General features: G+C 43.0%; 34 protein-coding genes. 2 read left to right on the top strand and 32 right to left on the bottom strand.

Features of this window, described 5'->3' with window-relative positions:
- Positions 1-11 precede the first annotated feature (11 nt).
- Positions 12-551, top strand: a complete 540-nt coding sequence (locus RT064_RS03380) for a hypothetical protein (RefSeq protein ID WP_135889636.1) — start codon at positions 12-14, stop codon at positions 549-551.
- On the opposite strand, the gene RT064_RS03375 is transcribed toward RT064_RS03380, so the two are convergent.
- Positions 548-1,297 (bottom strand): TSUP family transporter, encoded by a 750-nt coding sequence (locus tag RT064_RS03375; RefSeq protein ID WP_313061423.1) that lies wholly within the window; start codon positions 1,295-1,297, stop codon positions 548-550. The genes RT064_RS03380 and RT064_RS03375 overlap by 4 nt on opposite strands.
- Positions 1,298-1,342: 45 nt before the next feature.
- On the bottom strand, positions 1,343-2,704 hold the full coding sequence (coaBC, locus tag RT064_RS03370; RefSeq protein WP_313061420.1) for a bifunctional phosphopantothenoylcysteine decarboxylase/phosphopantothenate--cysteine ligase CoaBC: 1,362 nt from the start codon (positions 2,702-2,704) through the stop codon (positions 1,343-1,345).
- An 87-nt stretch (positions 2,705-2,791) separates the two neighbouring features.
- Here coaBC and radC point away from each other — a divergent pair, with 87 nt between their 5' ends.
- On the top strand, positions 2,792-3,469 hold the full coding sequence (gene radC, locus RT064_RS03365; RefSeq protein WP_007115573.1) for a RadC family protein: 678 nt from the start codon (positions 2,792-2,794) through the stop codon (positions 3,467-3,469).
- On the opposite strand, the gene RT064_RS03360 is transcribed toward radC, so the two are convergent.
- The 30 genes from RT064_RS03360 to rpsJ form a co-directional block, all read right to left on the bottom strand.
- Complete coding sequence (locus tag RT064_RS03360; protein ID WP_007115572.1) at positions 3,466-4,035, bottom strand: DUF4126 domain-containing protein; 570 nt, start codon at positions 4,033-4,035, stop codon at positions 3,466-3,468. The genes radC and RT064_RS03360 overlap by 4 nt on opposite strands.
- 53 nt (positions 4,036-4,088) lie before the next feature.
- Positions 4,089-4,841: a TSUP family transporter gene (locus RT064_RS03355; protein ID WP_313061578.1), complete on the bottom strand. Its 753-nt coding sequence runs from the start codon at positions 4,839-4,841 to the stop codon at positions 4,089-4,091.
- An 89-nt stretch (positions 4,842-4,930) separates the two neighbouring features.
- A complete protein-coding gene (rplQ, locus tag RT064_RS03350) occupies positions 4,931-5,290 on the bottom strand; it encodes a 50S ribosomal protein L17 (RefSeq protein WP_036593417.1) in 360 nt (119 codons plus the stop codon).
- 20 nt (positions 5,291-5,310) lie between these two features.
- Positions 5,311-6,318: a DNA-directed RNA polymerase subunit alpha gene (locus RT064_RS03345; RefSeq protein ID WP_007115569.1), complete on the bottom strand. Its 1,008-nt coding sequence runs from the start codon at positions 6,316-6,318 to the stop codon at positions 5,311-5,313.
- Positions 6,319-6,347: 29 nt separating this feature from the next.
- Positions 6,348-6,989: a 30S ribosomal protein S4 gene (gene rpsD / locus RT064_RS03340; RefSeq protein WP_135889650.1), complete on the bottom strand. Its 642-nt coding sequence runs from the start codon at positions 6,987-6,989 to the stop codon at positions 6,348-6,350.
- 10 nt (positions 6,990-6,999) lie between these two features.
- Positions 7,000-7,389 carry a 30S ribosomal protein S11 gene (rpsK, locus tag RT064_RS03335; protein WP_007115567.1) on the bottom strand — a complete coding sequence of 130 codons (390 nt, stop codon included), beginning with the start codon at positions 7,387-7,389 and terminating at the stop codon, positions 7,000-7,002.
- A 20-nt stretch (positions 7,390-7,409) separates the two neighbouring features.
- The gene (gene rpsM / locus RT064_RS03330) at positions 7,410-7,766 is read right to left on the bottom strand and encodes a 30S ribosomal protein S13 (RefSeq protein WP_007115566.1); all 357 of its coding nucleotides are present in this window, start codon (positions 7,764-7,766) and stop codon (positions 7,410-7,412) included.
- A 155-nt stretch (positions 7,767-7,921) separates the two neighbouring features.
- On the bottom strand, positions 7,922-8,038 hold the full coding sequence (rpmJ, locus tag RT064_RS03325; RefSeq protein ID WP_040403280.1) for a 50S ribosomal protein L36: 117 nt from the start codon (positions 8,036-8,038) through the stop codon (positions 7,922-7,924).
- 19 nt (positions 8,039-8,057) lie between these two features.
- Positions 8,058-9,395 (bottom strand): preprotein translocase subunit SecY, encoded by a 1,338-nt coding sequence (gene secY / locus RT064_RS03320; protein WP_065253363.1) that lies wholly within the window; start codon positions 9,393-9,395, stop codon positions 8,058-8,060.
- Positions 9,396-9,401: 6 nt separating this feature from the next.
- A complete protein-coding gene (rplO, locus tag RT064_RS03315; protein ID WP_007115564.1) occupies positions 9,402-9,842 on the bottom strand; it encodes a 50S ribosomal protein L15 in 441 nt (146 codons plus the stop codon).
- Positions 9,842-10,021 carry a 50S ribosomal protein L30 gene (gene rpmD / locus RT064_RS03310; RefSeq protein ID WP_007115563.1) on the bottom strand — a complete coding sequence of 60 codons (180 nt, stop codon included), beginning with the start codon at positions 10,019-10,021 and terminating at the stop codon, positions 9,842-9,844. Before rpmD ends, rplO begins: the two co-directional genes overlap by 1 nt.
- Positions 10,022-10,037: 16 nt before the next feature.
- A complete protein-coding gene (gene rpsE, locus RT064_RS03305; RefSeq protein WP_007115562.1) occupies positions 10,038-10,535 on the bottom strand; it encodes a 30S ribosomal protein S5 in 498 nt (165 codons plus the stop codon).
- 2 nt (positions 10,536-10,537) lie between these two features.
- Complete coding sequence (gene rplR / locus RT064_RS03300) at positions 10,538-10,888, bottom strand: 50S ribosomal protein L18 (RefSeq protein WP_007115561.1); 351 nt, start codon at positions 10,886-10,888, stop codon at positions 10,538-10,540.
- A gap of 11 nt (positions 10,889-10,899) precedes the next feature.
- Entirely contained in the window at positions 10,900-11,433 is a 534-nt protein-coding gene (gene rplF, locus RT064_RS03295; RefSeq protein WP_007115560.1) for a 50S ribosomal protein L6, read from the bottom strand.
- A gap of 73 nt (positions 11,434-11,506) precedes the next feature.
- Positions 11,507-11,905, bottom strand: a complete 399-nt coding sequence (gene rpsH, locus RT064_RS03290) for a 30S ribosomal protein S8 (protein WP_065263086.1) — start codon at positions 11,903-11,905, stop codon at positions 11,507-11,509.
- Positions 11,906-11,916: 11 nt separating this feature from the next.
- Positions 11,917-12,222, bottom strand: a complete 306-nt coding sequence (gene rpsN, locus RT064_RS03285; RefSeq protein ID WP_007115558.1) for a 30S ribosomal protein S14 — start codon at positions 12,220-12,222, stop codon at positions 11,917-11,919.
- A gap of 18 nt (positions 12,223-12,240) precedes the next feature.
- On the bottom strand, positions 12,241-12,780 hold the full coding sequence (rplE, locus tag RT064_RS03280) for a 50S ribosomal protein L5 (RefSeq protein WP_007115557.1): 540 nt from the start codon (positions 12,778-12,780) through the stop codon (positions 12,241-12,243).
- 19 nt (positions 12,781-12,799) lie between these two features.
- Positions 12,800-13,117 carry a 50S ribosomal protein L24 gene (gene rplX / locus RT064_RS03275; RefSeq protein WP_036593426.1) on the bottom strand — a complete coding sequence of 106 codons (318 nt, stop codon included), beginning with the start codon at positions 13,115-13,117 and terminating at the stop codon, positions 12,800-12,802.
- A gap of 7 nt (positions 13,118-13,124) precedes the next feature.
- Entirely contained in the window at positions 13,125-13,493 is a 369-nt protein-coding gene (gene rplN, locus RT064_RS03270; protein WP_007115555.1) for a 50S ribosomal protein L14, read from the bottom strand.
- A gap of 116 nt (positions 13,494-13,609) precedes the next feature.
- Positions 13,610-13,894: a 30S ribosomal protein S17 gene (gene rpsQ / locus RT064_RS03265; protein WP_007115554.1), complete on the bottom strand. Its 285-nt coding sequence runs from the start codon at positions 13,892-13,894 to the stop codon at positions 13,610-13,612.
- 2 nt (positions 13,895-13,896) lie between these two features.
- A complete protein-coding gene (gene rpmC / locus RT064_RS03260; protein WP_007115553.1) occupies positions 13,897-14,103 on the bottom strand; it encodes a 50S ribosomal protein L29 in 207 nt (68 codons plus the stop codon).
- Positions 14,103-14,516: a 50S ribosomal protein L16 gene (gene rplP / locus RT064_RS03255; protein WP_007115552.1), complete on the bottom strand. Its 414-nt coding sequence runs from the start codon at positions 14,514-14,516 to the stop codon at positions 14,103-14,105. Before rplP ends, rpmC begins: the two co-directional genes overlap by 1 nt.
- 5 nt (positions 14,517-14,521) lie before the next feature.
- A complete protein-coding gene (gene rpsC / locus RT064_RS03250; protein ID WP_007115551.1) occupies positions 14,522-15,274 on the bottom strand; it encodes a 30S ribosomal protein S3 in 753 nt (250 codons plus the stop codon).
- A gap of 1 nt (position 15,275) precedes the next feature.
- Positions 15,276-15,605, bottom strand: a complete 330-nt coding sequence (rplV, locus tag RT064_RS03245; RefSeq protein ID WP_007115550.1) for a 50S ribosomal protein L22 — start codon at positions 15,603-15,605, stop codon at positions 15,276-15,278.
- Between the two features lie 10 nt (positions 15,606-15,615).
- Positions 15,616-15,891, bottom strand: coding sequence for a 30S ribosomal protein S19 (gene rpsS, locus RT064_RS03240; protein WP_007115549.1), 276 nt, complete (start codon positions 15,889-15,891; stop codon positions 15,616-15,618).
- Between the two features lie 11 nt (positions 15,892-15,902).
- Entirely contained in the window at positions 15,903-16,733 is an 831-nt protein-coding gene (gene rplB, locus RT064_RS03235; protein ID WP_007115548.1) for a 50S ribosomal protein L2, read from the bottom strand.
- A 10-nt stretch (positions 16,734-16,743) separates the two neighbouring features.
- Positions 16,744-17,067: a 50S ribosomal protein L23 gene (gene rplW, locus RT064_RS03230; RefSeq protein WP_007115547.1), complete on the bottom strand. Its 324-nt coding sequence runs from the start codon at positions 17,065-17,067 to the stop codon at positions 16,744-16,746.
- Positions 17,064-17,666 carry a 50S ribosomal protein L4 gene (rplD, locus tag RT064_RS03225; protein ID WP_036593427.1) on the bottom strand — a complete coding sequence of 201 codons (603 nt, stop codon included), beginning with the start codon at positions 17,664-17,666 and terminating at the stop codon, positions 17,064-17,066. Before rplD ends, rplW begins: the two co-directional genes overlap by 4 nt.
- Before the next feature lie 14 nt (positions 17,667-17,680).
- Entirely contained in the window at positions 17,681-18,319 is a 639-nt protein-coding gene (gene rplC, locus RT064_RS03220; protein ID WP_007115545.1) for a 50S ribosomal protein L3, read from the bottom strand.
- 54 nt (positions 18,320-18,373) lie between these two features.
- Complete coding sequence (gene rpsJ, locus RT064_RS03215; RefSeq protein WP_007115544.1) at positions 18,374-18,685, bottom strand: 30S ribosomal protein S10; 312 nt, start codon at positions 18,683-18,685, stop codon at positions 18,374-18,376.
- Positions 18,686-18,772 lie beyond the last annotated feature (87 nt).

Below are 18,772 nucleotides of genomic sequence, written 5' to 3'. Positions count from 1 at the left end.
GATTTGAGAGAATGGTTTTAAATTTCGAGTCAATCCATGAATATGGAACGACTGACAGCCTTGATATAATTAATGGTTATCTTGAAGCATTAGCCCACTTCAATACGCCCCAAAGTGATGTTGGTTACACTTTCTTTATTCAAGAACTACCATTTAAAGATTTAAATTTAGAAACAGTAAATAAGTATTATGAGCTAGTTGATACTTATGAAGTTTGCTCAAAATTTGAAGTGTATAAGAACCTTGATGAAATTCAAAAAATAATTTCTCAAACTATTTGTCATGAAGCTTTTAGTTTTTTAAATTATATTTCACTCAAAAGTACAATAGATTCCTTTCCTGTTGGTATGGTCACACAGGATTGGCGAAGAGTAAACTATTCAGATCTTTTAACCGAAAAAATCCTAAATGCAACTCAAGCCAACGAAATTTTAATACCAACAGAATATAGCATCAGAGCGACTGGTAAATGGTACGAAATCCATTGGAAAGATATTTTCTTAAAAAATTCAAGGGCAACTTTCATTTTACATTTAGGTTTTTCAGATTAAACGGTAAATGCTTTAAACAAAGCGTTGATACCTAATAATAATAAAATCACTAATGTCATATTTTTGAACATTTTTTGTGAGATTTTATGACGAAAATAAAACCCAATATACAAACACAGCAACGACAACAGCGTCGCCACGCCAATCACGCCCAATTCTGTCGTTGGTAGGCTCACAAACCCTTGCCACAGCACGATGAGCTGAGCAATTTTGCCCACCACATAGCATAGATTACTGGCTTTAATCAGCTCAATTTTTGGGTTATCACTTTCTTCAGTTGCAGGCAATAAATACATCACCAAAAGTGGCGACATGGCATTGGTCGCACCGCCGAGCACGCCTGCCACCAGCCCACTGAAGATTAAACTTGGTTGATTATTGGGCAGTCGAATATTTTTGCCTGTTTGACTTGCCAAAAACTGGGGCAGCACATATCCGACAATCAATAGCCCAAGCCCGATCAGCAAATAATGCGGTGCGATGAGAAACACCAACTTTGTGCCGATCAGACTGCCCACAAAACTAGTAAACACCAATAGCCAATATTTTTTGAGGTAGTAGCCAATATTGCCACCCTCCAAAAACACCACCAAGTTAATCACTAAACACGGCACGACCGTCAGCAGCAGCACATGCGACATCGGATAAAAACTTGCCAATGCTGTAGTTGCAATCAGCGTCACGCCAATCCCTGTCAGCCCATGAAACATACTGGCGATGGCAAATATCGCGGGGATCATGAGCATCGAAAGCATAACGCCTTGCTGAACGGAAAAAATCGCCATCAGCGACTATCTTACCAAGGTGAATTTACCCGCTAATTGCTTACCGATTAAGCTGACCAGCTGATTGGCAATGATATCCTTGCTGGCTTTTTCGAGACTGACTGCGGCATCTTTGCCCTTAAAAAATACCGTCATGGCATTGTCATCACTGCCAAAACCAATATCGGTGCGGGACACATCATTACAAGCAATCATATCTAAGTTTTTGGCGTCAAGCTTGCCACGAGCATATTTTTCGATATCTTGGGTTTCTGCCGCAAATCCTACCACAAAAACCTCAGGGAATTCTTTGGCAATGGTCGCCAAAATATCAGGGTTTTTCACCAAATCCAGTGCCATCTGATCTTGCGTTTTTTTAATCTTTTGCGGCACGACATCACGCGTGCGGTAATCAGCGACCGCAGCCGTGGCAATAAAAATATCGGTCGCTGTGCTAACAGGCTCGACTTCGATATCATTGCCAAATTCATCATGGTCATGATGGTGGTGATGATCATGATGATTGTGGTTATGGTGGTGATCGTGGTGATGGTCATGGTCGTGATCGTCATGGCACTCACATATATCGTCACTGGCGCATTGGCGAGCGGTCATTAGCATTTCTTCAGCCGATAACACATCGATACGATTGACCAGTAGTGGCGTTGGCAGCGGTACTTTACCCCCAACGATCAAGGTTACCCTCGCGCCTGCATTGCGGCACGCTTTTGCCAGCGCAAAACCCATTTTACCTGTGGAATGATTGGATAGATAGCGCACAGGGTCGATGGCTTCAATCGTCGGACCTGCGGTGATTGTCACATTTTTACCCGCCAATACTTGCGGGGTGATTTGTCTAGCGATGAAATATTGCACGTATTCAAGCAACTGCTCTGGCTCTGGCAATCTTCCCTCACCGATATCACCACAGGCTTGTTCACCGCTGGCTGGTTGGATGATTTCATAATCATAATCGGTTAACGTCTGCAAATTAAGTTTGACCGATGGATGTTGCCACATTTGCTGATTCATAGCAGGTGCCACTAAAATCGGAGCAGCGGTAGCAAGGCAAACGGTAGTGAGTAAATCATCCGCTATTCCCATGGCCAATTTAGCAATCGTATTAGCAGTAGCAGGCGCGATAATTAGTAAATCCGCCCATTTTGCCAGTTCAATATGCCCCATTCCTAGCTCAGCGGTCTCATCCAACAAGTCGATATGCACTGGGTTGCCCGTCAAGGCCTGCAGCGTTAACGGTGTGATAAAGGCTTGCGCGCTTGCTGTCATAATAACACGGACGTCATAGCCACTCTTAATCAATAGTCGGGCAAACGAGGCGGATTTGTAGGCAGCAATACCGCCTGTGATACCAAGAAGGATATTTTTCATAAGATAATAGCACTAAAAAATTTCGCCTATAGTAACAATTTTCCGCCACTTTAGGTATGATTAATCATCATTTATTAGGAAATGCCTATGGCAATCAAAGACTGGCACCAAGACGAGCGCCCCAGAGAGAAGCTACTGCAAAAAGGCGCTGAGAGTCTATCAGATAGCGAGATTTTGGCAATATTTTTACGCACAGGCACCAAAGACCAATCCGCTATCGAACTGGCTCGTGGCTTGATTGAAAAATTTGGTAGTCTAGCTCAGTTACTAGCTGCGCCTAGTGAAGCAGTCATGGCGTGTCATGGTATCGGCATGGCAAAATACGCGCAGATTTTGGCAAGCCTTGAGATGGGCAAACGCTACCTTGCCAGCCAAGTCAAACAAGCCCCTACCCTTAACGCCAGTCAGTTAGTCAAAGACTATCTTACTACGCAGCTGCGACCGCTCAATCGCGAAGTGTTTGCGGTGCTGTTTTTGACCAATCAACTCACCTTAATCCAGTATGAGGTATTATTCACAGGTGGTATTTCATCGTGCTCGGTGTGTGTGCGGGAAGTGTTGCGCTGTGCGTTAAAATACGGGGCAAGTCAGCTTATTATTGCCCATAATCATCCAAGCACCTCTGCCACAGCGTCACAGGCAGATCTGGAAATTACTCGCAGTTTGGCAAAAGCGTGTCAGCTTGTCGATATGACTTTGATTGACCATATTATCGTGGGTCAAGATGGCACGCTTTCTTTACAAGAAACAGGCAAGATGCCTTAGCGTTTGACGCGGTTTTTAACCATTATTACCACCCAAATCATCATCAGTAAACCAATGATTAACGCAATCATCGCAAACATGGGTGAAAAAATCGACAAAGCCGACAGCCCTATCGCTGTCCCAGTCTCTGCCACTGAAACAGCGGGATTTGCCAAACCGCCCGTCGTGGCAGTCGAAGCCACGCGCGTGGTGGCAGCTGTACCTTTTATCGTAGCCGCGGCGCCGCCGCCAGCAATGATCGCTAGCGCCCAAGTCATGGCAGGACTCATATCGGTCAATGTCGAAGCCATGACCAATGTTCCTGCAATCCCTGCGAGCGGTACAGCAACCGTATCTAACAGATGATCAACCAACGGGATTAAATAACTGATCGACTCTGCAATACTGGCTACACCCAAAATAATCAAAGCAGGCGTAGATGCCACCCACTGCCAGCTATCATTAAGGGGAATGATATGAAAATACGCAGCACAACTGAGCGCAAACAGCGGTACAAACACACGAAACCCGCTACTTGCCGCTAAGCCAATCCCAAGAAAGATACTTAAAATCATTTCAGTTGTCATATTCTCGATACTCAAAGTATGAATAATGCTACCGCTATCATAAATAAAAATTATTAAGAAAAAAACACATATTTAATTAGCATCGCAAAACACATCACCACAATCACTGGTCGAATAAACTTGGTACCGCCTTTGACCACCATCTGCGCGCCCAATGAAGCACCGATAAATTGCCCCACCATCATAGCAAACCCCACTGACCAAAGCACCTTCCCTCCCAATACAAAAAACATCAGCGACGCGGCATTGCTAGTAAAGTTGAGTAATTTGGCATTGGCAGTCGCGGTAATCATATCCAAACCGCGCATGGTGATACCGCCTAGCGCAAAAAACATCCCTGTACCAGGCCCCAAATAGCCATCATAAAAGCCAATCAAGGGTGACATCCCATATTGCCATTTATTTTTGCTGATTCGTGGGGCAGATTTGACCTCACCGATAGTAGGTGCAAACAGATAATAAATACCAATAAGCGCGATTAAAAAAGGAATGCCTTTGGCTAATAGCACTGGCGGAGAAAATTGTACAGCCATCGCGCCTAGTACGGCGCCGACAAAACAGGCGATAATTGAACGCCAAATTTGCTTGGGGTGAATTTTGCCTTTGCGTATCATGGTAATAGAAGCAGAAAGCGAACCTGCCGTTGCTTGCAGCTTATTGGTGCCCAAGGTATATAGGGTAGGAACATTTGCCATTAACAGGGCAGGAATGGTCAATAAGCCACCACCCCCTGCCATGGCATCTAAAAATCCTGCAATCCCCGCGACCAAGGTTAACATCATTAGCACATCAAAACTCAATTGCATCATATTTCCAAAGGTAAATTGAGGATATATCACTATCAAACAAAAAACCCCATAAGCGCGAACTTATGGGGTTTTTTTAATCAGTATGATTAGTCACGGTCTACTAATTCAACGTATGCCATCGGCGCAGCATCGCCATCGCGATAACCACATTTGATAATACGTAAATAACCACCTGGACGCGCTTTATAGCGTGGACCCAATGTCGTGAATAATTTACCTACAGTCGCTTTATTACGTAAGCGGTTAAACGCTAGACGACGGTTAGCAACTGAATCTTCTTTTGCCAAAGTAATTAACGGCTCTGCCACACGGCGAAGCTCTTTAGCTTTAGGAAGAGTAGTTTTGATGAGTTCATGTTCAAATAGTGAGTTGGTCATATTTTGGAACATGGCCTTACGATGGCTGCTGGTACGACCCAACTTAACTCCACTGTTACGATGTCGCATGGTCAAACTTCCTTTAAATTTTAACGGCTACGGTAAGAGAAGCGGTCATCAACACGTAAATCAGCAGGTGGCCAATTTTCAAGGCGCATACCAAGCTCTAAGTCTTTAGAAGCAAGGACGTCTTTGATTTCAGTTAATGATTTCTTACCGAGATTTGGGGTTTTTAACAACTCAGTTTCGGTGCGTTGTACCAAATCGCCAATGTAATAGATATTTTCCGCCTTCAAGCAATTTGCTGAGCGAACCGTTAATTCTAAGTCATCCACTGGGCGCAGTAGCACAGGGTCAACTTCTTCTTTTTCCTTAACAGGTTCTGGGGTAGCTTCCGCTTCAAGGTCAACAAATACGGCAATTTGCTGCTGCAAAATCGTTGCTGCTTTACGAATTGCTTCTTCTGGATCGATGGTACCATTGGTTTCAAGTTCGATAACCAAACGGTCTAAGTCAGTACGTTGTTCAACACGGGCATTTTCAACTTGGTATGCCACGCGTAAGATTGGGCTATAGCTAGCGTCCAATTTTAAACGACCAATAACTTTATTATCACCAGAATCTTTACGTACATTGGCAGGCTCATAACCACGACCTACTGCTACACGTAAACGCATTTTTAAATGACCACGATCACTTAATGTACCTAAAACTAAATCAGGATTGATAATCTCTACATTGTGAGGTAACTCAATATCTGATGCTAGTACAGTGCCAGGACCTTGTTTGTCAAGGGTCAAGAATACTTCATTTTGATCATGCAATTGGATCGCTAAACCTTTTAAATTTAATAATAGATCTAACACATCTTCTTGCAACCCTTCAAGGGTTGAATACTCATGATCAACGCCTTCGATTTCAGCTTCGATTACAGCTGCACCAGGCAATGAAGATAATAAAATACGACGTAGGGCATTACCTAATGTATGCCCAAAACCTCGTTCTAACGGTTCGAGCGTGACTTTGGCGTGTGTTTCATTGACCGTGTCCACATGAATGGCATTCGGTGTAAGAAACTCAGTAGCATTTAGCATCATTTGTCACCTCGACTTTATAGTAAAATTAATTATTTAGAGTACAACTCAACGATTAAGCTTTCGTTGATTTCAGTTGGTAAATCAGCACGCTCTGGCGCTTGTTTAAAAGTACCTTGCAATTTGCTGTGATCCACTTCCAACCATACGGGTGTACCACGTTGACCCGCCAATTCAATTGCGTTTTTAATACGTAATTGTTCTTTGGCTTTTTCGTGTATGGCAATCACATCACCATCTTGCAATTGGATTGAAGGAATGTTCACACGAACAAACTCATCACGACCCGCTTTTTTTACTAGAATAGCACGGTGGCTAACTAATTGGCGAGCTTCTGCGCGAGTTGCACCAAAACCCATACGATAAACAACGTTATCGAGGCGACGTTCTAACATTTGAAGCAAGTTTTCGCCAGTTGCGCCTTTCATACGCGCAGCTTCTTTATAGTAGTTTGAGAATTGACGCTCTAATACACCATAAATGCGTTTTACTTTTTGTTTTTCACGAAGCTGTGCAGAATACTCTGACGTTTTGCTACGTGGATTACCATGTTGACCAGGGGCACGGTCAGCTTTTTTGGTTTTTTCTTCGTACGCTTTTACGCCTGATTTTAATTGTAAATCAGTACCTTCACGACGAGAAAGTTTTAATTTTGGACCTAGATAACGGGCCATGAAAGTCTCCTTATACGCGACGTTTTTTCGGTGGACGAGTTCCGTTATGAGGAATCGGGGTTATATCGCTAATGCTGTTTATTTTATAACCCAATGCACCTAAGGCTCTTACCGCAGACTCACGACCAGGTCCTGGACCTTTAACCAAGACATCAACATTCTTGACACCATATTCTTGTGCTGCTTTACCAGCAACTTCAGCCGCAACCTGTGCAGCAAATGGTGTAGATTTACGTGAACCACGGAAGCCTTGTCCACCAGCGGTGGCCCAAGCCAAAGCATTACCTTGACGATCGGTAATCGTTACAATGGTGTTATTAAAAGACGCATGGATGTGCGCTACGCCCTCAGCTACCGAGCGGCGAGTCACTTTTTTGCGACTACGAGTGTCTTTTGCCATCTTTTAGCTTCCTAAGTTAATTATTTTCTGATTGCTTTACGTGGACCCTTACGAGTACGCGCATTTGTTTTTGTGCGTTGACCATTTACTGGTAAACCGCGACGATGACGCAAGCCACGATAGCAACCTAAGTCTACTAAACGTTTAATATTCATCGAGATTTCACGACGCAAGTCACCTTCAGTCGCATATTCTGCAACTTGGGTACGGACAGCATCAAGCTGAGTATCATTTAGTTCACTGATTTTAGTAGTTGGTGCAATGTTTACCGCTTCTAAAATTTTAGCAGCAGTGGTACGACCAATACCAAAAATATAAGTGAGTGAAATGATAGCATGCTTGTTGTCCGGAATGTTTACACCGGCAATACGAGCCATTGACATTTCTCCAATTATAAGGAAAAGATGAGTTAATCATCTACTGATGTAGCATTTTGACACATTTGGTTATCTACAAATGTGACAAAATAACGACAAGTAGCGGATAATACAGTATCCGCTACCTGATTTCAAGTCCAATCTAACAATTTAGATTAACCTTGACGTTGTTTATGACGCGGTTCTGCACTACAAATAACGCGAACAACGCCTTTGCGGCGTACAATTTTGCAGCTACCGCAGATTCTTTTTACAGATGCTTGAACTTTCATTTTCAGCTCCTAGTAGTAGTTATGAATGCTTGACTTCCATGGTTTGAATGAGCGAATAATCATGGTACTGGTGCGTCATTAAGTGCGCTTTAACTTGGGCAATAAAGTCCATAATCACGACCACACTAATCAGTACTGAGGTACCACCTAGATGAAACGGAATACCAAACGCAGATTGCAATATCATCGGCATCAAACAAATAATTGTCATATAAATCGCACCAATAAAGGTTAAGCGATTTAATACATGATCTAAATAACGTTGAGTTTGTAAACCTGGACGAATGCCTGGAATATACGCCCCACTTCGTTTCAAATTCTCTGATACTTCTTTTGGACTAAATACCAACGCGGTATAAAAATAACAAAAGAAAATAATCAGGGCTGCAAAAATTACCAAATACAATGGCTGACCCGGTGATAACACTAATGCCATATTCTGCAAGAAGCTTTGAAAAATATTAGGATTGGGAGATTGACCTACCCATTGTCCCAAACTCGCTGGGAATAACAACAATGAACTGGCAAAAATCGCTGGAATAACCCCTGCCATATTAATTTTTAATGGCAAATGCGATTGCTGCTGTGCATATATTTTTCGTTCTTGCGATTGCTTTTGGGCATAGTTGACTGGGATACGGCGCTGTGCGCGCTCAATAAACACAATCCCTGCCACCACCGCTAACGCCAATAAACTAAATATCAACAAGGCAATCATATTCATTTGACCTTGCTGGACAGAGTTAATGGACTGCGTGACCACTTGTGGAAAGGTCGCTACGATACCCGCTAAAATTAGCATTGAAATACCGTTACCAATACCACGTTCAGTAATTTGTTCACCTAACCACATCAAAAACATCGACCCTGCAACCAACGAGGTTACCGCAGGAATATAAAAACCAAGACCACTGGTCAATGTGAGATTCTGACTAATCAACCCTGTACACATACCAATTGATTGAACCAAAGCTAAGGCAAGGGTTAATTGGCGTGTATACTTGTTGATTTGGCGTTGACCGGCTTGGCCTTCTTTTTTTAATGCATCCAGTGATGGTATAACCGCCGTCATCATCTGGACAATGATTGAAGCAGAAATATAAGGCATAATCCCGAGTGCCATGACTGACATCCGCTCTAATGCCCCACCAGAAAACATATTAAACAAACCTAAAATAGTATTTTCATTGGTTTGAAAAAATTTCGATAAGCTTTCTGGATCCATACCAGGAATAGGTACGTGTGAACCGAAACGATAGACGACTAAAGCACCCAACAAAAATAGTAAACGATTAAATAATTCATCGTACTTACGAATAAATGCTAGAGGATTCATCGATGTTGAATGCTTAGTCATGTAGGATTACTCCTCAACAGTACCACCAGCTGCTTCAATAGCGGCTTTAGCACCTTTAGTCACTTTAACACCTTTAAAAGTATACGCTTTGGTTACGTCACCTGAAAGGATGATACGAACACGTTGCATATCGTGGCGAATGATATTCGCTGCTTTTAAAGACTCAACGCTTACCACGTCACCATCAACTTGATTTAATTCTGATAAACGCACTTCTGCGGTTACCATTGCAAGTTTACTGGTGAAACCAAATTTTGGCAAACGACGGTATAAAGGCATTTGACCGCCTTCAAAACCTGAACGAATACCAGAACCTGTACGTGAGGTTTGACCTTTGACACCACGACCACCAGTTTTACCGATACCAGAACCGATACCACGACCACGGCGAAGTTTATTTTTTCTTGAACCTTCAGCTGGGCTCAATTCATTTAAACGTAGACCCATTATACTTCCTCCACTTTAACTAAGTAGTTAACGCGGTTTACCATACCACGGGTCGAAGGGGTATCTTCAACTTCGACAGTATGTCCAATACGACGTAACCCTAAACCTTTCAAACAAGCTTTATGGCTTGCTAGGCGATGGGCACTCGATTTTACTTGAGTAACTTTCATTTTTTTCATGTTAGCTCACCTTAGCTTAGCCCAAGATTTCTTCAACTGATTTGCCGCGTTTTGCCGCAACTTTTTCAGGAGAAGACATTTCTTTTAACCCGTTGAAAGTTGCACGTACAACGTTAGCAGCATTGGTTGAACCATAGCATTTTGCTAATACGTTTTCTACGCCTGCAACTTCTAATACTGCACGCATTGCACCACCTGCGATAACACCAGTACCTTCAGAGGCTGGTTGCATATACACGCGGCTTGCACCGTGGCTAGCAGTAATAGGATGTTGAAGGGTTGTACCCGCTAAATCAACGGTAATCATATTACGTTTGGCAGCTTCTAGTGCTTTTTGAATCGCTGCAGGCACTTCACGCGCTTTACCACGACCAAAACCAACACGACCATTACCATCACCTACCACTGTGAGTGCGGTGAAAGAAAAGATACGACCGCCTTTTACAACTTTAGATACACGGCCAACTGTGACTAAGCGCTCTACTAAACCGTCTGTTTGTTCAACTTTTGCCATGATTAGAACTCCAATCCATTTTCACGAGCGGCTTCAGCTAATGCTTTAACACGACCATGATATTTAAAACCGCTACGATCAAACGCAACTTTAGTAATACCAGCAGCTTTAGCACGTTCTGCAATTAATTTACCAACGGCAGTTGCAGCTTCGATGTTGCTAGTTTGACCAGCACGTAAAGTAGTATCTAACGTTGAAGCTTGGGCTAACACTTCACCACCTGTTGGTGAGATAACTTGTGCATAAATGTGGGTGTTAGTGCGATTAACAGATAGACGATTTACGCCTAAACCACGGATATGTGCACGGGTTTTTTTCGCTCTGCGAAGGCGAGCAGCTTTTTTATCAAACATGTCATTTCACCTTATTTTTTCTTAGCTTCTTTACGAGCGACATACTCATCGCTATAACGAACGCCTTTGCCTTTGTAAGGCTCAGGTGGGCGATAGCCACGAATGTTTGCTGCTGCTTGACCTAGCTTTTGTTTGTCGCTAGATTTTAACACGATTTCAGTCGCAGTTGGGGTTTCAGCAGTAACACCTTCAGGTAGTACATATTCGATTGGGTGTGAGTAACCTAAGTTTAGGTTGACTTTATTGCCAGCAACAGCGGCTTTATAACCAACACCAATCAATTGTAGACGACGTTCGAAGCCTTCAGTAACACCTTTAACCATGTTGCTTAATAATGCACGAACTGTACCAGTGTGCATCCAACCGTCTTTGGTGTCAGATTTTGGTGAAAGAATAATTTGATTATCTTCCTGTTTTAGCTCGACCAAATCATGCAGGCGTAAAGTTAGCGTACCTTTGCTACCTTTAACTTCAACCTGCTGACCGTTCAAAGTAACACTTGTACCATTTGGTAGTGCTACAGGGGCTTTAGCCACACGAGACATACGGGTAATTCCTATAAAAGTGATAAAAAAACGAACAGGCACAACAAACTATGCCTGTCCCTCTTAATGTTAATTAAGCTACGAACGCAATAACTTCGCCGCCTAATCCAGCTGCACGAGCTTCACGGTCGCTCATGATGCCTTTATTGGTAGAGATGATTGCTACACCTAGACCTTTTTGGACGCTTGGTAGTGCATCTTTACCACGGTATTGACGTAAACCTGGACGACTATAACGTTTAATCGTCTCAATAACTGGTTTACCTTCAAAATATTTTAACTCGATGGTTAATTCAGCTTTACCTGTACCAACTTCTTGAGTTTCTGCGGTTGCAACATAACCTTCTTTCACTAGTAAATCAGCAATTGATTTACGTAGTTTTGAGCTTGGCATAGTCACAGACGCTTTTTGAGCCATTTGTGCATTACGGATACGAGTCAACATATCAGCAACGGTATCTTGCATACTCATATTGTTTCCCCTTACCAGCTTGCTTTATGAACGCCAGGTACATCACCTTGCATTACTTTTTCACGAATCATGTTACGTGAAAGACCAAATTTACGGAAATAACCATGTGGACGACCTGTCAATGCACAACGGTTACGTAAACGTACAGGTGAAGCGTCACGTGGCAATGCTTGTAATGCCAGCATGGCGTCCATACGCTCTTCGTCAGTTGCGTTGATGTCGCTGATAATTGCCTTAAGCTTTGCACGCTTCTCAGCATATTTAGCAACAGTCGCTTCGCGTTTAAATTCGCGATTAATCATACTTTTCTTTGCCATATTGCCTTATCCTTGCTGTTAGCCCTTGAATGGGAAGCCGAATGCTTTAAGCAATGCACGACCTTGATCATCAGTTTTTGCGGTAGTCGTAATGGTAATATCTAAACCACGAATACGGTCGATTTTGTCAAAGTCAACTTCAGGGAAAACGATTTGCTCTTTGATACCTAGTGAATAGTTACCACGGCCATCAAATGCTTTATCTGTAAAACCGCGGAAGTCACGGATACGTGGAATAGCGATTGAGATTAAACGATCTAAAAATTCGTACATCTGTTCGCCACGTAACGTTACTTTACAGCCGATTGGCCATTCTTCACGGATTTTAAAGCCTGCAACTGATTTGCGAGCTTTGGTTACTACAGGTTTTTGACCGGCAATTGCCGTCATATCCGCTAATGCGCCTTCAAGAACTTTTTTGTCTTGAGCTGCATCACCCACACCCATGTTTAGGGTGATTTTGGTGATTTTAGGGATTTCCATAACGTTGGCTAAACCAAGCTCTTGCTGAATTTTTTGCTTAAGCTGTTCGTTATATTGTGTTTTAAGTCTTGCCATTACTGATACCCTTAGATGGTTATGCAGTCGCCACAACTTCACCAGATGAACGATAAACGCGTTGTTTTTTGCCTTCGTCATTCAATTGGTAAGAAATACGATCTGCCTTTTGGGTTGCTGCATTATAAATTGCAACATTTGAAATGTGTAAAAATGCTTCTTTCTCGATAATACCACCTTCAACGCCAGTCTGTTGGTTTGGCTTTTGGTGTTTTTTAACGATGTTGATGCCTTCAACTTTTACACGGTCTTCTTTTACTGCTAGTACTGTACCTTGCTTGCCTTTGTCTTTGCCAGCAATTACAATCACTTGGTCGCCTTTACGTAATTTTGCCATGTTTTCCTCACAATACTTCTGGGGCTAATGAAACAATTTTCATAAATTGTTCGCCACGTAGTTCGCGGGTTACTGGTCCAAAAATACGTGTTGCAATTGGTGCTTTATTGTTGTTCAACAACACAGCTGCATTATCATCAAAACGTAGTACTGAACCGTCAGGACGACGTACACCAAACTTCGTGCGTACGACTACCGCGTTCATTACATCACCTTTCTTGACACGACCGCGTGGAATTGCTTCTTTCACAGTCACTTTAATGATGTCGCCTACTGATGCATAACGACGATGTGAGCCACCTAGCACTTTAATGCACATAACTCGTTTTGCACCACTGTTGTCTGCAACTTCCAGCATTGTTTCAGTCTGAATCATCGCGTTACTCCATAAATTGGCAAAACAAGTCTTTGCCACAATAAGCCATTTTTAAGGTGGCGTATTGTAGCAGTTACTGACTTGCTTTGCAATTATAACTATCTATTTAAGTTAAATTAAATATTAACTGCTTTTTCTACGACGTCTACTAATACCCAAGATTTGGTTTTTGATAGTGGACGTGTTGATTTGATACGAACTGTATCACCAACGCCACACTCATTGTTTTCGTCATGAGCATGTAGTTTGGTCGAACGGCGAATCATTTTGCCGTATTTGGCATGACGAATACGACGCTCAACAAGTACAGTAATGGTTTTATCCATTTTGTCACTGACAACTTTACCAGTGACTGTACTTTGTTCAGTAGCGTTAGCTTGGTTGGTATTTTGCTCACTCATGATTAAGCCCCTTGGTTTTCGGTGTTCTGTTTTTCAGAGATAAGAGTCTTGATTTGAGCAATCGTACGACGATTTGCTTTAATCTCATGGGTGTTGCCTAACTGACCAGTGGCTTTTGCCATACGAAGACGAAATGTTTCTAACTGTTTTTCGTCTAGTAATTGGGTCAGCTCTTCGACTGATTTGTCTTTAAGTTCACTGATCTTCATTACATTATCGTCCGTTTAACAATGGTGGTTTTGAAAGGCAACTTGGCAGCTGCAAGCGTGAACGCTTCAGTTGCTAGCTCGTCAGAAACCCCTTCGATTTCATAAAGCATTTTGCCTGGTTTGATTTCGCATACCCAGTATTCTACTGGACCTTTACCTTTACCCATACGAACTTCTAGTGGTTTTTCGGTAATTGGTTTGTCTGGGAATACACGAATCCAAATTTTACCACCGCGCTTGATACGACGTGAAATCGTACGACGAGCAGCTTCGATTTGACGTGCAGTCATACGACCACGTTCTACTGATTTAAGTCCGATTGTACCAAAAGATACGCTACTACCACGGTGAGCTAACCCCGTATTACGTCCTTTTTGTACTTTACGAAACTTGGTACGTTTTGGTTGTAACATATCGATTAACCTCTGTCTTTAGCTGGGCGCTCACTACGTGGGCGGTCGCTACGATCATTACGAGCACGACGTTTTTGAGGTGCACGTGCTTGCTTTTCTTCTTTGACTGGATTATATACACGGTTCATGCCGTCAAGCACTTCACCACGGAAAATCCAAACTTTTACACCGATAGTACCGTAAGTGGTTTCTGCGCGTACATTTGAGTAGTCAATGTCTGCACGTAATGTATGCAAAGGTACACGACCTTCACGATACCACTCTGAGCGAGCAATCTCAGCGCCGCCAAGACGACCTGATAGCTCAACTTTGATACCTTGTGCGCCAGCTTTCATACTGTTTTGAACAGCACGTTTCATAGCACGGCGGAACATGACACGACGTTCAAGTTGTGAAGCAATACCATCAGCCACTAGACGCGCGTCTAAGTCTGGTTGGGTGATTTCTTCAATGCTAACTTGTGCTGGTACGCCCATTAATTTGGTAAGTTCTTTTTGTAGGCTTTCGATATCTTCGCCTTTTTTACCAATGATGATACCAGGACGTGCCGTGGCGATAGTGATTTTAGCTGCGCCCGTAGGACGTTCGATGCTAATACCACTGATCATCGCTGCTTTAAGCTTTTTCTCTAAATATTTACGAACTTGTAAGTCGTTGATTAAGTATTCAGAGTATTTTTTTGGATCTGCATACCAGTTAGCGTTTGATTTACGGATTACGCCAAGACGGATGCCGATTGGATGAACTTTCTGTCCCATATTATGCTCCTACCTTAACTGTGATGTGGCAAGTACGTTTGCTAATACGGTCAGCACGACCTTTGGCACGTGGTAAAACACGTTTTAACGTAATACCTTCATCCACATAAATGGTAGAAACACGCAATGTATCGATGTCTAAACCATTGTTATGCTCAGCGTTAGCAATCGCAGATTCTAAGCATTTTTTAACCAATTTAGCGGCTTTTTTGTTGCTAAAGGTTAAGATATCTAATGCACGCTCGATTGATTTGCCGCGAACTTCGTCAGCAACTAAGCGTACTTTTTGTGCCGAAATGGCGGCACCGCGTAATTTTGCAGTTACTTCCATGATGAGCACCTTATTTCTTAGATTTCTTGTCAACGCCGTGACCACGATATGTACGGGTTGGGGCGAATTCACCAAGTTTATGACCAACCATTTGCTCGTTTACGATAACAGGTACGTGTGTACGACCGTTATGAACAGAAATAGTTAAGCCGACCATTTGTGGCAAAATCATTGAGCGACGTGACCAAGTTTTGATTGGTTTGCGTGAGTTAGTTTCTAACGCATTCTCAACTTTGGCAAACAAGTGCGCATCGATGAATGGACCTTTTTTCAATGAACGAGGCATGAAATTATTCCTTATTTCTTATTGACGCGACGACGGCGGATAATCATGTGGTCAGTACGTTTGTTAGAACGTGTTTTAAGGCCTTTAGCCTTTTGACCCCATGGGCTGGTTGGGTGTTTACCGAAGTTACGACCTTCACCACCACCGTGTGGATGGTCAACTGGGTTCATTGCAGTACCACGAACGGTAGGACGAACGCCGCGCCAGCGGTTGGCACCTGCTTTACCCAATGATTTAAGGTTATTTTCAGTGTTTGATACTTCACCGATAACCGCACGACAATTTACGTGGATACGACGAGTTTCGCCTGAACGTAAACGAACGATTGCATAGATACCATCACGACCCAATAATTGAACCGCAGCACCTGCTGAACGAGCGATCTGTGCACCTTTACCGATTTTAAGTTCGATATTGTGAATCACTGTACCCACTGGAATGCTACGTAGTGGTAAGCAGTTACCTGGGCGAATTGGTGCAGTTTCACCAGAAATAACGGTATCGCCTTGTTGCAATTTTTTTGGTGCGATAATGTAACGACGCTCACCGTCTGCATATTTAAGTAGTGCGATGTGTGCAGTACGGTTTGGATCGTACTCAATACGCTCTACAACAGCAGGGATGTTGTCTTTGTTACGTTTGAAGTCAACAACACGGTAATGCTGTTTATGACCACCACCGATATGACGGGTAGTGATGCGACCGTTGTTGTTACGACCACCAGTTTTGCCTTTTGACTCTACTAATGCTGCATAAGGACGACCTTTATGAAGGTGTGGATGCACCACTTTCTCGACAAATCGGCGACCTGGTGATGTCGGTTTGGCTTTTACGATAGGCATTGTGTAATCCTTATTCGTTGTCGGCAGCAGGTTGTTCTGCTACGTCGGCTACTTGAACATCTTGACCAGCTTTTAAGGTCACATAGGCTTTTTTGAAGTCTTGACGACGACCTACCGTGCGACCAAATCGCTTTGTCTTACCTTTAACATTCAAAGTGTTAACTTTAACTACTTCAACACCTTCAAACATTAATTCTACGGCTTTTTTAATCTCTTTTTTTGTCGCGTTGGTGTCAACTTTGAACACTTGCACACCTAACGTATCGCCCAAGATTTGAGATTTTTCTGAAAATACAGGTGCTTTTAGTACCTGATATAGTCTTGCGTTATTCATGCTAACACTCCCTCAATTTCTTTGGCGGCTGCGACAGACATGATGACTTTGTCAAACGCAATTAGGCTAACTGGATCAACTTCAGTGCTACCTAGTACGCTGACGTATGGAATATTGCGAGCAGCTAAGTAAAGATTTTCGTCAACTTCATTGGTAACGATTAATGCTTTAGGGGCATTTAAGTCTTTAAGTTTAGCGATAAGCTCTTTAGTTTTTGGGGCTGAAATGCTGATGTCATCAACCAATACCAAACGGTTTTGACGAATCAATTCAGCAAGAATGCATTGCATGGCACCACGGTACATTTTACGGTTCACTTTTTGTGACCAATCTTGTGGTTTGGCGGCAAATGCGCGACCACCACCGACCCAAATTGGGCTACGGATAGAACCTGCACGTGCACGGCCAGTACCTTTTTGACGCCATGGTTTTTTACCACCGCCAGATACTTCACCACGCGTTTTTTGAGCACGGCTACCTTGACGACCACCCGCTAAATAAGCGGTAACTACTTGGTGTACAAGTGCTTCGTTGAATTCACGACCAAATGCTACGTCTGATAGCTCAACCGCCGAACCTGTTACTGTATTTAGATTCACGTTAATCCCCTTGATTAAGCTTTAACTGATGGACGTACGATAACGTCGCCACCGTTGGCACCAGGAATTGCACCCTTGATAACTAGGATACCTTTTTCAGCATCAACTGAAATCACTTCTAAGCCTTGTACGGTCACACGTTTGTTACCCATTTGACCTGGCATTTTTTTGCCTTTAAATACACGACCCGGTGTTTGGTTTTGACCTGTAGAACCCACAACGCGGTGAGATACTGAGTTACCATGTGTCCAATCTTGTGAACGGAAGTTGTGGCGTTTGATACCACCTTGGAAACCTTTACCTTTACTGGTACCAATTACGTCAACGATTTGACCTACTTGGAACAAGTCAGCAGCGATTTCACTACCTGCTTCGCGGCCTTCAAGTTCGCTGTCTTCGACGCGAAATTCCCAAGTGCCACGACCTGCAGCAACGCCAGCTTTTGCAAAGTGACCTTTTTGAGCTGCATTAACACGAGAATCACGACGTTCACCAGTTGTTACTTGGATAGCTTGATAGCCGTCTGTGTCTTGTGTTTTGATTTGAGAGATACGGTTGGCAGTAACTTCAACAACAGTTACAGGAATTGAAACACCTGCTTCTGTGAAGATACGAGTCATGCCGCATTTTTTTCCGACTAAACCGATCGCCATGTTGTTAACCTCTTAATTTTTACTGTTATTCAATATAGGTGTTACCCTAAGGGGTTAGCCTAATGCGATTTGTACATCAACACCCGCCGCCAAATCCAACTTCATCAGTGCATCGACTGTTTTGTCAGTAGGCTGAACGATATCTACCATACGTTTGAATGTGCGGATTTCGTATTGGTCACGGGCATCTTTGTTCACGTGTGGTGAGGTTAAGATGTTGAAGCGTTCAATGCGAGTTGGTAGCGGTACTGGACCACGAACTTGTGCACCTGTGCGTTTTGCGGTATCAACAATCTCTTGAGCTGATTGGTCAATCAGACGATGGTCAAAAGATTTAAGTCTGATACGGATTTTCTGGTTAGCCATGCCAGTAAGCTCCTAATATAAAGTTTGATATGGGTTAATTTGCGTTGGGTGTTAAGCTGTTATTGAGTAAACACCTAACTTGCATTT

The organism is Moraxella sp. CTOTU49097 (assembly GCF_032064105.1).
Classification (GTDB): Bacteria; Pseudomonadota; Gammaproteobacteria; order Pseudomonadales; family Moraxellaceae; genus Faucicola; species Faucicola osloensis_B.
The sequence above is the reverse complement of the archived record's forward strand: the minus strand, read 5'-3'. Positions and strand labels throughout refer to the sequence as shown.

Bases quoted from the DNA above. Each gene is read 5' to 3' on its own strand.
- rplN (WP_007115555.1), bottom strand. From the start codon at position 13,493: ATGATTCAGACTGAAACAATGCTGGAAGTTGCAGACAACAGTGGTGCA.
- rpsQ (WP_007115554.1), bottom strand. From the start codon at position 13,894: ATGAGTGAGCAAAATACCAACCAAGCTAACGCTACTGAACAAAGTACA.
- rplC (WP_007115545.1), bottom strand. From the start codon at position 18,319: ATGGCGATCGGTTTAGTCGGAAAAAAATGCGGCATGACTCGTATCTTC.
- rpmJ (WP_040403280.1), bottom strand. From the start codon at position 8,038: ATGAAAGTTCAAGCATCTGTAAAAAGAATCTGCGGTAGCTGCAAAATT.
- rpmC (WP_007115553.1), bottom strand. From the start codon at position 14,103: ATGAAGATCAGTGAACTTAAAGACAAATCAGTCGAAGAGCTGACCCAA.
- rpsM (WP_007115566.1), bottom strand. From the start codon at position 7,766: ATGGCTCGTATTGCCGGTGTAAACATTCCGGACAACAAGCATGCTATC.
- RT064_RS03345 (WP_007115569.1), bottom strand. From the start codon at position 6,318: ATGATGCTAAATGCTACTGAGTTTCTTACACCGAATGCCATTCATGTG.
- rpsJ (WP_007115544.1), bottom strand. From the start codon at position 18,685: ATGGCTAACCAGAAAATCCGTATCAGACTTAAATCTTTTGACCATCGT.
- rplE (WP_007115557.1), bottom strand. From the start codon at position 12,780: ATGGCAAGACTTAAAACACAATATAACGAACAGCTTAAGCAAAAAATT.
- RT064_RS03380 (WP_135889636.1), top strand. From the start codon at position 12: ATGGTTTTAAATTTCGAGTCAATCCATGAATATGGAACGACTGACAGC.
- coaBC (WP_313061420.1), bottom strand. From the start codon at position 2,704: ATGAAAAATATCCTTCTTGGTATCACAGGCGGTATTGCTGCCTACAAA.
- rpsE (WP_007115562.1), bottom strand. From the start codon at position 10,535: ATGGCAAAAGTTGAACAAACAGACGGTTTAGTAGAGCGCTTAGTCACA.
- rpsH (WP_065263086.1), bottom strand. From the start codon at position 11,905: ATGAGTATGCAAGATACCGTTGCTGATATGTTGACTCGTATCCGTAAT.
- rplF (WP_007115560.1), bottom strand. From the start codon at position 11,433: ATGTCTCGTGTGGCTAAAGCCCCTGTAGCACTACCAAATGGTACAAGT.
- rpsD (WP_135889650.1), bottom strand. From the start codon at position 6,989: ATGGCCCGTTATCTAGGTCCAAAATTAAAACTTTCTCGTCGTGAAGGT.
- rplV (WP_007115550.1), bottom strand. From the start codon at position 15,605: ATGGAAGTAACTGCAAAATTACGCGGTGCCGCCATTTCGGCACAAAAA.
- rplX (WP_036593426.1), bottom strand. From the start codon at position 13,117: ATGGCAAAATTACGTAAAGGCGACCAAGTGATTGTAATTGCTGGCAAA.
- rplP (WP_007115552.1), bottom strand. From the start codon at position 14,516: ATGTTACAACCAAAACGTACCAAGTTTCGTAAAGTACAAAAAGGACGT.
- rpsC (WP_007115551.1), bottom strand. From the start codon at position 15,274: ATGGGACAGAAAGTTCATCCAATCGGCATCCGTCTTGGCGTAATCCGT.
- rplQ (WP_036593417.1), bottom strand. From the start codon at position 5,290: ATGCGACATCGTAACAGTGGAGTTAAGTTGGGTCGTACCAGCAGCCAT.
- RT064_RS03375 (WP_313061423.1), bottom strand. From the start codon at position 1,297: ATGCTCATGATCCCCGCGATATTTGCCATCGCCAGTATGTTTCATGGG.
- radC (WP_007115573.1), top strand. From the start codon at position 2,792: ATGGCAATCAAAGACTGGCACCAAGACGAGCGCCCCAGAGAGAAGCTA.
- rplR (WP_007115561.1), bottom strand. From the start codon at position 10,888: ATGTTTGATAAAAAAGCTGCTCGCCTTCGCAGAGCGAAAAAAACCCGT.
- RT064_RS03355 (WP_313061578.1), bottom strand. From the start codon at position 4,841: ATGCAATTGAGTTTTGATGTGCTAATGATGTTAACCTTGGTCGCGGGG.
- rplB (WP_007115548.1), bottom strand. From the start codon at position 16,733: ATGCCTATCGTAAAAGCCAAACCGACATCACCAGGTCGCCGATTTGTC.
- rplW (WP_007115547.1), bottom strand. From the start codon at position 17,067: ATGAATAACGCAAGACTATATCAGGTACTAAAAGCACCTGTATTTTCA.
- rplO (WP_007115564.1), bottom strand. From the start codon at position 9,842: ATGGGTCTACGTTTAAATGAATTGAGCCCAGCTGAAGGTTCAAGAAAA.
- rpsN (WP_007115558.1), bottom strand. From the start codon at position 12,222: ATGGCAAAGAAAAGTATGATTAATCGCGAATTTAAACGCGAAGCGACT.
- RT064_RS03360 (WP_007115572.1), bottom strand. From the start codon at position 4,035: ATGACAACTGAAATGATTTTAAGTATCTTTCTTGGGATTGGCTTAGCG.
- rpmD (WP_007115563.1), bottom strand. From the start codon at position 10,021: ATGAAAAAAATGAAAGTTACTCAAGTAAAATCGAGTGCCCATCGCCTA.
- rpsK (WP_007115567.1), bottom strand. From the start codon at position 7,389: ATGGCAAAAGACACTCGTAGTCGCAAAAAAGTGACTCGCCGCTCGGTA.
- secY (WP_065253363.1), bottom strand. From the start codon at position 9,395: ATGACTAAGCATTCAACATCGATGAATCCTCTAGCATTTATTCGTAAG.
- rpsS (WP_007115549.1), bottom strand. From the start codon at position 15,891: ATGCCTCGTTCATTGAAAAAAGGTCCATTCATCGATGCGCACTTGTTT.